The organism is Amycolatopsis sp. NPDC104863 (assembly GCF_055582965.1).
Genome location: NZ_JBVJOW010000001.1, coordinates 497188 through 510285 on the forward strand (window position 1 = coordinate 497188; position 13098 = coordinate 510285).

18 protein-coding genes are annotated in these 13098 nt (G+C 73.2%); 7 read left to right on the forward strand and 11 right to left on the reverse strand.

From position 1 onward, the window contains the following. Positions 1–262: 262 nt before the first annotated feature. Entirely contained in the window at positions 263–1078 is an 816-nt protein-coding gene (locus tag ACZ63J_RS02360; RefSeq protein ID WP_465404632.1) for a hypothetical protein, read from the forward strand. On the opposite strand, the gene ACZ63J_RS02365 is transcribed toward ACZ63J_RS02360, so the two are convergent. From ACZ63J_RS02365 to ACZ63J_RS02380, 4 genes are read right to left on the reverse strand one after another with little or no spacing between them, the layout of a single operon-like run. Next, entirely contained in the window at positions 1068–1958 is an 891-nt protein-coding gene (locus ACZ63J_RS02365) for an alpha/beta fold hydrolase (RefSeq protein ID WP_465404634.1), read from the reverse strand. The two genes, ACZ63J_RS02360 and ACZ63J_RS02365, sit on opposite strands and share 11 nt — an antisense overlap. A gap of 15 nt (positions 1959–1973) precedes the next feature. Further along, positions 1974–3035 (reverse strand): tartrate dehydrogenase, encoded by a 1062-nt coding sequence (locus tag ACZ63J_RS02370; RefSeq protein ID WP_465404636.1) that lies wholly within the window; start codon positions 3033–3035, stop codon positions 1974–1976. A 57-nt stretch (positions 3036–3092) separates the two neighbouring features. Next, positions 3093–3974, reverse strand: coding sequence for a LysR family transcriptional regulator (locus ACZ63J_RS02375; protein WP_465404638.1), 882 nt, complete (start codon positions 3972–3974; stop codon positions 3093–3095). Between the two features lie 5 nt (positions 3975–3979). Continuing rightward, complete coding sequence (locus ACZ63J_RS02380) at positions 3980–4912, reverse strand: MBL fold metallo-hydrolase (protein ID WP_465404640.1); 933 nt, start codon at positions 4910–4912, stop codon at positions 3980–3982. An 87-nt stretch (positions 4913–4999) separates the two neighbouring features. Here ACZ63J_RS02380 and ACZ63J_RS02385 point away from each other — a divergent pair, with 87 nt between their 5' ends. Next, on the forward strand, positions 5000–5872 hold the full coding sequence (locus tag ACZ63J_RS02385; protein WP_465404641.1) for an AraC family transcriptional regulator: 873 nt from the start codon (positions 5000–5002) through the stop codon (positions 5870–5872). On the opposite strand, the gene ACZ63J_RS02390 is transcribed toward ACZ63J_RS02385, so the two are convergent. The 3 genes from ACZ63J_RS02390 to ACZ63J_RS02400 all read right to left on the reverse strand — a co-directional run bounded on the left by ACZ63J_RS02390 (position 5865) and on the right by ACZ63J_RS02400 (position 7658). Continuing rightward, positions 5865–6011: a hypothetical protein gene (locus ACZ63J_RS02390; RefSeq protein WP_465404643.1), complete on the reverse strand. Its 147-nt coding sequence runs from the start codon at positions 6009–6011 to the stop codon at positions 5865–5867. The genes ACZ63J_RS02385 and ACZ63J_RS02390 overlap by 8 nt on opposite strands. Before the next feature lie 82 nt (positions 6012–6093). Further along, positions 6094–6951: a S1 family peptidase gene (locus ACZ63J_RS02395; RefSeq protein ID WP_465404644.1), complete on the reverse strand. Its 858-nt coding sequence runs from the start codon at positions 6949–6951 to the stop codon at positions 6094–6096. Positions 6952–7028: 77 nt separating this feature from the next. Further along, positions 7029–7658 carry a TetR/AcrR family transcriptional regulator gene (locus ACZ63J_RS02400; RefSeq protein ID WP_465404645.1) on the reverse strand — a complete coding sequence of 210 codons (630 nt, stop codon included), beginning with the start codon at positions 7656–7658 and terminating at the stop codon, positions 7029–7031. A gap of 122 nt (positions 7659–7780) precedes the next feature. Here ACZ63J_RS02400 and ACZ63J_RS02405 point away from each other — a divergent pair, with 122 nt between their 5' ends. Beyond that, entirely contained in the window at positions 7781–8290 is a 510-nt protein-coding gene (locus ACZ63J_RS02405) for a 4-hydroxylaminobenzoate lyase (protein WP_465404646.1), read from the forward strand. Continuing rightward, a complete protein-coding gene (locus ACZ63J_RS02410; RefSeq protein ID WP_465404647.1) occupies positions 8287–8973 on the forward strand; it encodes a nitroreductase in 687 nt (228 codons plus the stop codon). Before ACZ63J_RS02405 ends, ACZ63J_RS02410 begins: the two co-directional genes overlap by 4 nt. A gap of 1 nt (position 8974) precedes the next feature. Here the strand turns inward: ACZ63J_RS02410 and ACZ63J_RS02415 are convergent, their stop codons facing one another. Both ACZ63J_RS02415 and ACZ63J_RS02420 read right to left on the reverse strand, forming a co-directional pair. After that, on the reverse strand, positions 8975–9817 hold the full coding sequence (locus tag ACZ63J_RS02415) for a CU044_5270 family protein (RefSeq protein WP_465404649.1): 843 nt from the start codon (positions 9815–9817) through the stop codon (positions 8975–8977). Then, a complete protein-coding gene (locus tag ACZ63J_RS02420; protein WP_465404650.1) occupies positions 9810–10400 on the reverse strand; it encodes an RNA polymerase sigma factor in 591 nt (196 codons plus the stop codon). The genes ACZ63J_RS02415 and ACZ63J_RS02420 overlap by 8 nt, the downstream gene beginning before the upstream one ends. 115 nt (positions 10401–10515) lie before the next feature. Between ACZ63J_RS02420 and ACZ63J_RS02425 the strand changes: the two genes are divergently transcribed. Then, positions 10516–11526, forward strand: coding sequence for an amidohydrolase family protein (locus ACZ63J_RS02425; protein WP_465404652.1), 1011 nt, complete (start codon positions 10516–10518; stop codon positions 11524–11526). A 6-nt stretch (positions 11527–11532) separates the two neighbouring features. Here the strand turns inward: ACZ63J_RS02425 and ACZ63J_RS02430 are convergent, their stop codons facing one another. Together ACZ63J_RS02430 and ACZ63J_RS02435 are read right to left on the reverse strand one after the other, a co-directional pair. Further along, the gene (locus ACZ63J_RS02430; RefSeq protein WP_465404653.1) at positions 11533–11658 is read right to left on the reverse strand and encodes a hypothetical protein; all 126 of its coding nucleotides are present in this window, start codon (positions 11656–11658) and stop codon (positions 11533–11535) included. Beyond that, positions 11655–11978 (reverse strand): hypothetical protein, encoded by a 324-nt coding sequence (locus ACZ63J_RS02435; protein WP_465404655.1) that lies wholly within the window; start codon positions 11976–11978, stop codon positions 11655–11657. The genes ACZ63J_RS02430 and ACZ63J_RS02435 overlap by 4 nt, the downstream gene beginning before the upstream one ends. A gap of 127 nt (positions 11979–12105) precedes the next feature. On the opposite strand from ACZ63J_RS02435, the gene ACZ63J_RS02440 reads away from it, so the two are divergent. Both ACZ63J_RS02440 and ACZ63J_RS02445 read left to right on the forward strand, forming a co-directional pair. Beyond that, complete coding sequence (locus ACZ63J_RS02440) at positions 12106–12591, forward strand: pyridoxamine 5'-phosphate oxidase family protein (RefSeq protein WP_465404656.1); 486 nt, start codon at positions 12106–12108, stop codon at positions 12589–12591. 69 nt (positions 12592–12660) lie between these two features. Continuing rightward, on the forward strand, positions 12661–13092 hold the full coding sequence (locus ACZ63J_RS02445) for a Fur family transcriptional regulator (RefSeq protein ID WP_465404658.1): 432 nt from the start codon (positions 12661–12663) through the stop codon (positions 13090–13092). Positions 13093–13098: the final 6 nt, after the last annotated feature.

Below are 13098 nucleotides of genomic sequence, written 5' to 3' on the forward strand. Positions count from 1 at the left end.
CGCGGACGACACGCGCGGGGAACGGGCGGCTACCGGTTGAACCGCGATTCCCTCACCCTACGCCTTGATCGACGGTTGCCTCCTCTCCGGCGTCAACGTTTTACCTTTCGCCCGTGGAACGCGAGGGCGTGCATCGGGTCGTCGTCACGCCCACCTCAGCCGACCCCGGCCGGCGGCACGAGGAGATGGCGGCGTTCGCCGACCGGTTCGGGCCGCGCCGGCGCTCTGGTGCGCCACCGGCGGGTGCGGTAGAACCGGAAGCGTGGCCGAGCGCGCGCGGCGCCCCGACCCGCACGTCACCGTCGAGCGGGACGTGCTGGTGCGGTACCTCGACGCCTGGACCGCGACCGTCCTGCGCTCGCAGCGCGGCGGCACCTACGTCGAATGCGGCGGCTTCGCGGCCGACGCCTTCCGGGTGTTCGGCGAGTTCACCGACCGCCTCGGCGACCACCACCTGGAAGCCGTCCTCGTCGGCCAGGAGGCGCCGGCCGCGCCCGCCGGGTTGAGCGTCCGGACGGTCGCCGCGCTCGACGACGTCGAAGTCGCGGGGCCGATGCTCGCGCACCTGTCCGGCGCCGGGTGGCCGCCGGCGCTCCTGCGCGGAAAGGCGCACGAGGTCGTGCTGACGACGGCCGAGGCGGGGGAGGAGGACCGTGACCGGCTGCGGGCCGCCGGGCTCGGGTGCGCGGTGGTGGTGGAGCTGGTGGCCGGCGACGGCGGCGCGCACGTGCTCGTGTTCGCCACGGCGGACAGCAAGCACCTCGCGACCTTCAAGAACGAGCTGTGGGCCGTGGACGAGTTCGCCGGCATCCAATACCGCGACCCCCGCGACACCGAGCACACCCTGGTGGACATCTCGCTGACCCCGCAGCTGCTCCCGCTGCGCCGCGCCCTGCTGTCCGAAGTGGACCGCCGGGTCCGGTGCACCGTCGCGGAGCTGCAGCGGTTCACCTTGCTGGAGACGATCTACCGCGCCGAGGACACCGCCGGCGCGCTGACCGCCGCGGTGGCGGCCGGGGAGGTCGCGCGGGAGCCGGAGAAGGGCCGGTTGACCGCTCGCACCGTCCTCAGCCGGTGACGGCGAAGAAGTCCCCGAGCGCGGCGGCCACCCGTTCGGGTTGTTCCTCCGGCAGGTAGTGGTCACTCGGCAGCGCGTGCCCGCGGACGTCGGCCGCGTACTCCCGCCACACGTCCAGGACGTCGTAGCTCCGGCCGACGAAGCTGTGTTCTCCCCACAGCGCGAGCAGCGGCATCGGGATCCGGCGCCCGGCGTCGGCGCGGTCGTGCTCGAGGTCGACGCCGGCGGCCGCGCGGTAGTCCGAACAGGACGCCGCGATCGCGGCCGGGTCCGCGAAACACCGGACGTACTCCCGGACCGCGGCCGGGTCGAAGGGCGTGCCGCCGTGGTGGCGGGCGGTCATCCGCGCGGTGACCCAGAACTCCGGGTCGGCGCCGATCAGGTGTTCCGGGATCCCGTGGCCCGCGGCGAGGAAGAACCAGTGGAAGTACCCGAGCCCGAACGCGGTGTCGGCGTGCTCGAAGGCGTGCCGGGTCGGGACGATGTCCAGCACGGCCAGCGCCGACACCGCGTCCGGCGCGTCGAGGGCGAGCCGGTGCCCGACCCGGCCGCCGCGGTCGTGGCCCGCGACGCCGAAACGCCCGAACCCCAGCGCGTTCATCACCAGGAGCTGGTCGCGGGCCATCGCGCGCTTGGCGTATTCGGCGTCACCCGGCGTCGGTGGCGGCTTGGCGCTGTCGCCGTACCCGCGCAGGTCGGCGAGCACCACGGTGTGCGTCGCGGCCAGCAGCGGGGCGACGTGGTGCCAGATGAGGTGGGTCTGCGGATACCCGTGCAGCAGCAGGAGTGGCGGCCCGTCGCCGCCGACGGCGCAGTGGATCCGCACGCCGTCGGCGTCGACCTGGTGGGGGGTGAAGGAGGCGGGCAGCGGGACACTCATGGACGGGCTCCGGTTTCAGGCGGCGGTGAAGTCCAGGACGGCTCGGGTGAAGGTCTCGGTGGTCGCCGTGCCGCCGAGGTCGGGGGTGCGCACCGGCGTCTTCGCGAGGACGTCGGTGATGGCCCGCTCGACCTCGGCGGCGGCCTCGCCGTGGCCGAGGTGCTCCAGCAGCAGCGCCGCGGTCCAGATGGCGCCGAGGGGGTTGGCGGTCCCGCGGCCCGCGATGTCCGGCGCGGAGCCGTGCACCGGCTCGAACATCGACGGGAACTCGCGCTCGGGGTTGATGTTCGCCGCCGGCGCGAGGCCGATGCCGCCCGCGACGGCGGCGGTCAGGTCGCTGAGGATGTCGCCGAAGAGGTTGGACGCGACCAGGACGTCGAAGCGCGCGGGGTCGAGGACCAGCTTGGCGCACAAGGCGTCGATGTGCTCGGAGTCCCACGTGACGTCCGGGTGGGCGAGGGCGGTCTCGGCGACGAGCTCGTCCCAGAACGGCATGGTGTGCACGATGCCGTTCGACTTGGTCGCCGACGTCAGCCGCCCCCGGCGCTCAGCGGCGAGCCGGAAGGCGAAATCGGCGACGCGGGTCGTGCCGGCCCGGGTGAACACGGCTTCCTGCACGGCCATCTCGTCCGGGAAGCCCCGGCCGAGCCGGCCGCCGATCTCGCTGTACTCGCCTTCGACGTTCTCCCGCACGACCACGAGGTCGACCTCGCCGGGCCGCGCCCGCCGCACCGGGCTCTCGAGCCCCTCGAAGACCTTCACCGGCCGCAGGTTGACGTACTGGCGGAAGCCGCGGCGGATCGGGATCAGCAGGCCCCACAGGGAGACGTGGTCGGGGACCGCCGGGTCGCCGACGGCGCCGAGGAAGATCGCGTCGTGGTGGCGGATCCGGTCGAGCCCGTCGGCGGGCATCATCGCCCCGGCTTCGAGGTGGCGCCGGCACGACCAGTCGAACTCGTCGTAGGCGAACGTGACGCCGTGCCGCCGGCCGACGACGTCGAGCACCCGGCAGGCGGCGGGTGTGACCTCCGGGCCGATGCCGTCCCCGGGGATGAGCGCGATGCGGTGGGTGACCATGCCGCTGATCGCATCACCCGGACACTGCCCGCGTCCAAGACCGGGTTCCACCCGGCGTTATCGGCCCGGCTTATAAGCGACCGCGAGGAACGCGCTCGCCGCCGGGCTCAGCTCGCCGGTCCGGCTGACCAGGGCGAGGTGGAGGTGGCGCGCCGGTTCGAGGTCGAGGACCAGGGCACCCGCCTGGCGCGCCAGCGGCGCCCAGGAGTCGGCGAGCACCGCGACCCCGACCCCGCCCAGCACGAGCGGCAGGACGGCCTCGCGGTGCTCGGTCTCGACGACCTCGGTCAGCTCCACGCCGGCGGCGCGGATCTCGTCGACGAAGCGCCGCATCCCGGTGCCCGGCTGGCCGACGATCAGCCGCTTCCCGGCGAGATCTTCGTGGCGCACCACGGTTTCCGGCGCGAACGGCCCGTCGGCGGGGGCGACCAGCACGAAGCGCTGCCGGCCGAGCGGGCGCAGCTCGACCCCCGCGGCGGCGGGCGGGTCGGCGGCGGCCAGCAGGCCCAGCTCGGTCTGTCCACTTCGGACCTGGTGGACGACTTCGGCCGCGGTGAACGCGGCCCGCACGGCCACGGACAGGCCGGGGTGCGCGTCGGTCACGGCCTTGATCATCCGGGCCAGCGGTTCGACGGCCTGCGACGGCATCGCCGCGATCTCGACCCGGCCGACCCGCAGGCCCGCCACGGATTCGACGCTCGACCGGGCCGTCGCCAGGCCGCGGACGACCTGGCGCGCGGGCTCGATCAGCGCCGTGCCGGCGTCGGTGAGCACGAGCCGGCGTCCGACGCGGTGGAACAGCTCGAGCCCGAGGTCGCGTTCGAGCGCGCGGACGGCCTGGGACAACGACGGCTGCGCGACGTACAGCGCCGCGGCGGCCTTGTTCGCGCTGCCGTGGTCGACCACCGCGAGGAAGTAGCGCAGCTGCCGGGCGTCCATGGTGGTCAGTCTCGCAGAGGAACCGCCGGTGATCCTTCCGAAGGAGCCCATCGGTGGATGGTGAACCGGCTGCCGTCCCGGCGGACCTCGGCCGCGCCGGGACCCGCGAAGTGTGCCGGCACGACGAGCTCTCCGGTGTCCGCCGCGCGTTCCAGGACGCTTCGCCGGGTTTCCGCGGCCTGGCGCGGGTCTTCGCAGAAGCAGCTGCTGTGCTCCGGCGCGAGGATCTGCACCGGGCTGTGCAGCAGGTCGCCGACGAAAACCGCGCGGCCGGAGCCGGAGGCCAGGCGCAGCACCGACGAGCCGGGCGTGTGGCCGGGCGCGGCCTCGAGCGTGAGGTTGCCGTCGATGCGGTGGCTGCCTTCCCACAGCACGGCCCGGCCGAGCACCGGCGCGACGCTGTCGGCGTAGACGAGCAGGCTGCCGTCCCGGCGCAGCCGCTCGCGTTCGTCGCGGGGCGCGGGCCGGCGGTGGGCGTTGCGGGGGTCGAAGTAGACCTGGTCGGCGCGGGGGATGAGGTAGGTGGCGTTCGGGAAGGCCGGCACCCAGTCGCCGTTGCGCCGCTCGGTGTTCCAGCCGACGTGGTCGTAGTGGATGTGGGTGTTCACCACGACGTCGACGTCCTCCGGGCGGACGCCGGCGGCGGCGAGCCGGTCGAGGAACGGCGTCGCCAGGTGGTCGAACAGGGGGATCTGCGGCCGGTCGCGGCCGTTGCCGACACCGGTGTCGACGAGCACGACCCGGCCTTCGCTGCGGAGCACCCAGGTCTGCACCGCGCCGCGGTAGCCGCCGGTGGCGGGGTTCCAGTGGTCGGGCGCGAGCCAGTCCGAGTTGTCCTGCCAGAGCCCGTCCGGGCTGCCTGCGACGATGGTCCGCGCCGGGGCGATCTCGCCCTGCCACTCGAGGACCTTCAGGACTTCGACTTCACCGATGTGCATGACTCCACGCTGCCATGACGCAGTGAGCGTTCCCATGCTTGATTTGCTCGGCCTGATACGTGAACGTCTCACGGTTACGATGACGGCGTGGACCTCCTGAGCGACGCGATCGCCGCGGTGCGGATCGGGCAGCCGACGTCGAACCGGCTGCGTGCCGGCGACGGCTGGTGCTACCGCTTCGCGCCGTACGAAGGGGCGGGCTTCCACGTGCTGCTGCGCGGCAGCGGCTGGCTGGTGCCGGACGGCGGCGAGCCGGTGCCGCTCGGCCCGGGCGACGCGGTCCTCGTCCCGCACGGCGGCGCGCACACGCTGTCCGCGACCCCGGACGCGACCGGCGCGGTCCCGTTCGAGACGGCGGTACCCGAGCCGGGTGGCCGCACGGAGTTCCTGTGCGGCAAGTACCGGCTGGACCACGCCCGGCGGCACCCGCTGCTGGCGACGCTGCCCGAGGTCGTCCACCTGCCCACCCGCGTCGGCGGCCACCTCGAGCTCCGCGCGGCGATCGACCTGCTCGGCGCGGAGGTGACCGACCGGCGGCCGGGCCACACGACGGTGCTGACGGGGTTGCTGGACCTGCTGCTGGTGTACCTGATCCGGGCGTGGCTCGACGGCAACCCGGCGGCGGGCTGGCCCCAGGCGTTGCGCGACCGCGAAGTCGCGGCGGCGCTGGAGGAGCTGCACACGAACCCGGCGGCCCCGTGGCGCGTCGAGGACCTGGCGGCCAGGGTCGGTCTTTCCCGCGCGACGCTGGCCCGCCGCTTCACGGCGTTGACGGGCCAGCCACCGATGACGTACCTGACCTGGTGGCGGCTGACGACGGCGGCGCGGCTGGTGCGCGAGACGGACCTGCCGCTGCCGTCGATCGCCGCGAAAGTCGGGTATGCGTCGCCTTTTGCGCTGTCGCACGCCTTCAAGCGGCAGTTCGGCGTCGCGCCGGGCGTCTACCGGAAAGTCATTTGAGGAAGTTCAGGCCGAGCGCGGCGATGGCGACAAGGGACACGTCGACGCTGCCGTGAGCGGATTTCCGCGCCTTGGTGATCGACAGGAAGAACCGCCGCTTCCAGCTGAAGTTTCCGATGATGAGCAGGCATGCTCCCACTCCGGGAACGGCCCTGACACACTCGTGAATTTCGGCGGTCTCGAACCTCGGGTCGCGCGGGCGATCGTAGAGGACGAACCGGTCAGCCGATCTGCTCGCGGATCCAGTCCGCCACGACGTCGACCCTCGCGATCGTCTCCGGACCCGGCTGGGGGCACGGCGGCCCGGTGTTCACGATCGCCACCAGGGTGCCTGTCCGGTCGTTGTCGTCCGAGACGAAGAACGGGCCGCCCGAATCCTCCGGGCAGGGGCCGTTGTCGACCGTGCGGGTGCCGATCGGCTGTGCCTCCAACGTTGTCCGGTCGATGCCCGACACCCGGAAGTGCCCGCGTTTGAGGTGGTCGGACGGGCCGAGCACGGTCGCCGAGTGGGAACCCCAGCCCGCGAACTGCAGCTCCTCGCCGACCGCGGGGCGCTGGTCCGCCAGCGTCACCGGGGTGATGCCCTCGACCGGCGCGCTGAGCTTCGCCACCGCCAGGTCGTTGAGCGGTGACTGCCGGACGTCGACGACCTCCGCCGTGTGCCCGCCCGGGTCGCTGTCCTTGAGCCGGCCGACCGTCACCGTCATCGTGTAGCGCGGCCGGCCGCCGATGCGGGCGTCCTTCAGGTCGTGGAAGCAGTGCCCGGCCGTGACCACCCACTGCGGCGCCACCAGCGCTCCGCTGCACGCGCCGTCCCGGACGCCGCCGCCCGGGACCGGGATGTCCGCCGACGTCAGCTTGGCGTTGAACGGCAGCACCGGCGCGGGGGGCGGCGCCGGGGGAGCGGACGTCGCCTCGGGATCAGGCAGGCTGTGTGCGTGGGGTGACGCCGCCAAAGCGGGCAGCGGGGGCGCCGCGGCCAAAGCCGTGTGCGCGAACGCGACGCCGGCCCCCGCCAGCACCGCGACCGCGGTGACCCCCGGCCGGAACAGCCGTCGTCGATCCGAAGTTCGCCTCACACCTCGAATACACGTGCGGGAGGCCGGTTTGGTTGAGTGGACCGCGTTTGCCCCGCTCAGACTGTGTGACGCAGACCTCACCGCCGCCGGCGGGCCGGTTTTGCGGCAATCGCCGGCCACAGCACCGAGACGACCGCCTCGGGGATCCCGTCCGTCGGCTCGCCGCGGTGGAAGGCGGCGAAGTAGCTGCCGAAGCACATCGTCGCGATCGTGTGCTTGTCGACGCCGTCCTGGACCGCACCACTTTCCTGCAGCTGCGTCAGGACGTTCTCGACCAGCGTGACCCGCGGTTCGACGGCGTGCTCGCGGAGGATCCCGAGCAGCTCCGGGGTGCGGATCGCCTCGCCGGCGAAGTTGCCCATCAGCACCATCGCGTCCGGGTTGAAGTACGCGGGGTCCAGGCGGCGGACGGCCTCAGTGAACGCCTCCCGCGGCTCCAGCCGAGCCAAGTCGACGGTGTACATGTCCCGCTGCCGGCGGAAACCGTAGTCGAGCGCGTCGACGACCAGCTCGAACTTCGTCGCCCAGCGGCGGTAGAGCGTCGGGCGGCTGACCTTCGCGTCCGCCGCGATGTCGCCGATGGTCATCAGCGAATACCCGTCGCGGACCAGCCGGTCCCGGGTGGCCAGGATGATCGCCTCGTCGAGCGCCGCGTCCCGGGGACGGCCGCCGGGGCGCGGCCCGGCTTCCTCGCTTGCTTCCGCCATGGCCCGACCCTAGCCGATCCGTTACGAGCAGTGGTCGTTACGCAACGACATTAGTTACAATACTTGACTGTAACGAAACTGCGTCCTACCTTCGGGAGAACCCGACGAGTAAGGAGCCGACGATGACCACCGCCCAGGACCTGATCGACCGGAGTATCCCGTTCCTCGACGCCGTCAAGAACCGGACCGCGGGCGGGGAGCTGGAGACCTGGCTCAACGAGAACCACGGGCCCGGCAGCCCGCTCTACGACGACCTGGCGCGGCTGGTCACCGACGGCGTCCGCGCCGGCTGGGCGGCGAACGTCGAGGTCGACGGCCCGAAGTACCGCCGCAGCCGGATCGCCGAGCCCCGCGACGTCCTCAACTACTTCAGCGTCACGGCCGTCTACATCGAGAGCGTCGAGCCGTACCGCGGGCAGTACCACCAGCACCCGTACGGCGAGCTCAACCTCGTGGTGCCGCTCGACCCCGGCGCGAAGCTGCGGGGCCCGCGCGGCTGGAGCGGCCCGGGCTGGACCGCGCCGGGCCCGGGCAGCCACCACTACCCGGAGGTCAAGGGCGGCGCCCTGATCGCGCTGTTCTATCTGCCCGCGGGCCGGATCTCCTACGACATCACGCCGCCCGCCGAGTGAGCGCCACCGTCGAGGACGCCCTGCGCACCCGCCGCAGCTGCCGGGCGTTCCGGGCGGACCCGGTGCCGCGTGAGGAGGTCGAACGGCTCCTCGCGCTGGCCGCCCGGTCGGCCAGCAACTCCAACTGCCAGCCGTGGCAGGTGCACGTGCTCACCGGCGCGGCCAAGCGGGCCCTCACCGCGGACCTGCTGGGCGCGCACGACGAAGGCCGTCGTACGCCGGGAGAGTTCGCCTACCAGCCCGGCGCCGGCGAGTGGCACGAGCCGTTCCGCTCGCGCCGTCGCCGGTTCGGCGAGGGGCTCTACCGGGACACGCTCGGCATCACGCCGGACGACACCGCCGGCCGCCGCGGCCACCACCGGCGCAACTACGACTTCTTCGGCGCGCCGGTCGGCATCGTCCTGACGGTCAGCCGGCGGCCGCTGCAGGGCGCCCTGGTCGACGCGGGCCTGTTCCTGCAGGCGCTGATGCTGGCCGCGCGCGGGGCCGGCCTGCACACGTGCGCGCAGGCGTCGTTCCTCGACTTCCACCCGGTGCTGCGGCGGCATGTGCGGGTGCCGGACGACCACGTGATCGTCTGCGGCGTGGCGCTCGGATACGCCGACGACGAGCACCGGCTGAGCGCGCACCGCACGCCGCGTGAGCCGGTGTCGTCGTTCGCGTCGTTCTACGAGACCCGCTGAGTCAAGGGCGTTGCCCGGCGCCGTCCACGAACGTCTTCACCGTCACGGCGGTGTCTTCCGTGCCCAGGTACTGGTGCGTGGTGGCGTCGAAGACGATCACGACCGGCTTCGCCTTCGCCGACGAGCCCGGCGGGACCGGCCAGGTGATCCCGACGCCGGGGCGGCCGGCGCCGTCGGTCACGTGGGCGAGCGCCGTCAGCCCGGGCACCTTCGCCGCCGCCTGGAACAGCGCCGCGTAGGACGCCGGGGTGAGCGCTTTTTCGTTGGCGAGGGAGAGCACGTTCTTGCCCATCGAGTTGGTGCTGTCCTTGCCGCCGGGCAGGCCGCCGAGGTAGGCCAGCATCGCCTCGGCCGTCGTCGGCAGGTCCGCCCGGTAGGCGGGGGACGGCCGGCAGTCGTCACCGCCGTGGCAGGCGGGCAGTGCGACGCGGCCGACCACGCCGTCGCTGACAAGGCCGTCGCGGGTGCCGTCGACCGAAAGCCAGATCTCGCGGACGTGGTGGTCGGGGTGCTCGGTCTTCACGTACAGGAACTGGTCCGGGCGCGGCGCCCGGGCCGGTTCCGCCAGCGCCGCGTTCGCCGCTTCGGTCAGCACGCGCACCGGATCGGCGTTCGCGACGCCGACGCCGATGCCGACCCGGTCGGCCGGGGCGAGCGCGACGACCGCGGTGATCGCGGCGGCCAGGCCGATCGAGGCGCCCGCGGCCCAGAACCGGCGCCGGGAGCGGTGCGGGCGTTCGCCGCGCGCCGCGGCGAGCAGGCGGTCGCGGGCCGGGGTGAGGTGCTCCGGCGGCGCGAAGCCGACGGCGTCCGCGCGGTCGCGGATCAGGTCGAGGTCATCCATGGCGGGAGGTCTCCTTCACGAGGTCGTGGGCGCCGAGCGCGGCGCGGACGTGGCCGCGGGCGCGGTTGAGCCGCGACTTCACGGTGCCGACGGGGATGGCCAGTGCTTCGGCGACTTCCTGGTAGCCGAGCCCTTCGGCGGCGACCAGCAGCAGGACGTCCCGCTCGCGCGGCCGCAGCGTGGCCAGCGCCCGGTCGAGCTCCCCGCCGAGCGCCTGCGCGCTGACCTGGTCGGCGACGCGGTCGGCGGGGCCGTCCTCGACCGCCGGCGGGCCGAGCACCGTCCGGAGCTGCAGCTCGCGCACCTCGGCCCGTCGCTGCCGCGAGACGAGGTTCGTCGCGATTCCGTAGAGCCACGGCCGCGCGTCCGGGCGGGTCGTGTCGAACTTCGTCCGCTTGGCGAACGCGATCAGGAACGTCTCCGCGAGCACGTCGTCGGCGGCGCCCGGGCCGAGGCGCCGCGCCACGTAGCGGTGGATGTGCCGGGAGTGGCGGTCGAAGATCACCGCGAACAGGCTCGGTTCCCGCCGCGACCTCGCGATCACGCTCGCGTCGTCGCCGGCATCCGTGTCTTCCGGGGTCATCGCCCGCCTTCCGCTCCGCCAGTGTCATCTGGTGTTCTCGCGAGCCGGGAACGGGTTCCCGGATCACCGGCGGAAGTGACGCAGGTCACGCGCGGACGGCGGTACGGTCGGACCCGTGCTGCCGAAGATCGCGTTGGAGGAAGCCTACGAACACCCCGACCGCGTCGCGCGGCTGCTGGCCGACGAGGAAGCGCTGGCCGCGGTGTCGGACGGCGGCGGGGTGATGCCGGAGTTCTACCGGCCGGTGATGGCGAAGCTGGGGGAGTTCGACGACGTCCGGCTCGGCAGCATGGACCGGGCGGGCATCCGGCACACGATCCTGTCGCTGACCGCGCCCGGCGTCCAGCGGCTCACCGACCCCGCGGCGGCGACCGCGGAAGCGCGCCGGCAGAACGACTTCCTGGCCGGGCAGGTGGCGAGGCACCCCGACCGGTACTCCGGGTTCGCCGCGGTGGCGTTGCAGGAACCGGAGAACGCGGCGGCGGAAGCCCGGCGCGCGGTCACCGAGCTCGGCTTCAAGGGGGTGCTCGTCAACGGCTACACGAACGTCGGAGACCACGAGCACGGCAGCTACCTCGACGAGCCGCGCCACCACCCGTTCTGGGAGGCGCTCGCCGAGCTCGACGTGCCGCTGTACCTGCACCCGCGGCCGTCCCTGCCGGGCGGGCAGGCGCTCTACGCCGGGCATCCGGAGATGAAGGGCGCCACCTGGGGGTTCGGAACCGAGACGGCGGCGCACACCGTGCGGCTGCTGCTGAGCGGGCACTTCGACCGGTTCCCGACGACGAAGCTCGTCCTCGGGCACCTGGGGGAGGCGCTGCCCGCGCTGCTGTGGCGCACGCAGAACATGTTCGAGGCCAACCCGTTCGGCCACCGGCCGCGCAAGACGCTGCCCGAGTACTTCGCGGACAACATCTGGGTCACCACGAGCGGCAGCTTCTCCGACCACGCGCTGATCAACGCGGTGCTCACCGTCGGCGCCGACCACATCATGTTCTCCGTCGACTACCCGTATTCGGAAAACGCCGGGGCCGCCGAGTGGATCGAGCGCGCGCCGATCAGCGAGCTGGACCGCCGCAAGATCGCGCACGGCAACGCCGCCGCGCTCTTCGGGATCGAGCTCTGACGGCGCTCAGCGCCGGGACGCCGCGGCCGCCAGCTGCTCGGTGATCTCCGCCAGCAGCTCGGTCGCGGCGGTGCCGAGCGCGGCCAGGTCGGCCAGGGTCACGTGGGTCTCCGGCGCGGCGGGCGCGGTCATGTCAGCTCCTCGAGGGCGGCGTGGCGGGCGATGACGGCTTCGGCGAACGCGGCGTGCACGCGGAGGTACTCGTCGACGCCGACTGCCGTGTCCGCCCACTGGTGCCAGCGGACGTGGGCTTCGGCGACGTCGAGCTTCGCGGCCGCGGCCACCGCCGCGGCGCTCGTGCCGCCGAGGATCGCGTGGTGCATCAGCGACGGGGACGAGCGCTTCGCGAGCTCGGCCAGCGCCGCGAGGCGGGCGAGCTCGGCGAGCGCGTCGGTGCGGCGCGGGCGCGGGACCGGGCGGGTGTTCTCCCAGTCCGTGAGGACGCTGGTCATCGAACGACTCCTGGTCGGAAGCAGCTGAGACAACCTGAACGACCGACGTTTACCCCTCCGGATCCCGGGTAAACCCGGTGGCTCGTGATCTCCGTCTCACCGGATCGGTGGCAGAATCCGGGCCCTGATGACGGACGACACGCTCGCGGCGCACGCCCGCGCCCTCCTCGCGGCCAACCGCTACCTGACCTTGGGCACGACCGACGCGGACGGCGGCCCGTGGACGTCTCCGGTGTACTTCGCCCCGGCCGACGACCGGACCTTCGTGTGGGTTTCGGAGTCCGATGCCCGCCACTCCCGCAACCTCGCGCAGCGTCCGCGGGTGAGCCTCGTCGTCTTCGACTCGACGGTCGCGCCGTACCACGGCCGGGCCGTCTACGCGGTCGGTGAGGCCCGGGAGGCGGCGGACGCCGAGCTCGACCGCTTGCTCGGGTGCTACCCCCGGCGTGACGACGACGGCGCGTCGGAGCTGGCCCGGGACGACGTCACCGGCTCGTCGCCGTACCGGCTCTACGTGGCGACGCCGACGGAGTCGTGGGTGCTGTGCCCGCGTGCTCCCGGGCAGCCGTGCGCGCTGCACGGCCTGGCGAAGGACCACCGGGCCCGGCTGTAGCGGGAGCCGAGCGACACGGCCGGGTGGCTATTCTTGATTCATTCCAGAAAATGCGGCAGACTCGCCCTCGTGCCCACGACCACGGAGTTCGAGCGGATGCTGCGCGAGGTGTCCCTGCGCGTCACGCGTCCACGGCTGGCGGTGCTGTCCGTGGTGCACGGGCACCCGCACGCCGACACCGACTCGATCATCGGGGCCGTGCGCGAAGGTCTCGGGGAAGTGTCCCACCAGGCCGTCTACGACGTCCTGCGGGCACTCACCGGAGCGGGGCTGCTGCGGCGCATCCAGCCGCCCGGCTCCGTCGCCCGGTACGAGGCCCGCGTGGGGGACAACCACCACCACGTCGTGTGCCGGTCCTGCGGGGCCATCGCCGACGTCGACTGCGCCGTCGGCCACGCGCCTTGCCTGACCGCGTCGGACGCCCACGGCTTCGTGATCGACGAAGCCGAGGTCGTCTACCGGGGCCTGTGCCCCGGCTGCTCCACCGCGCCGAGTTCCTGAACGTTG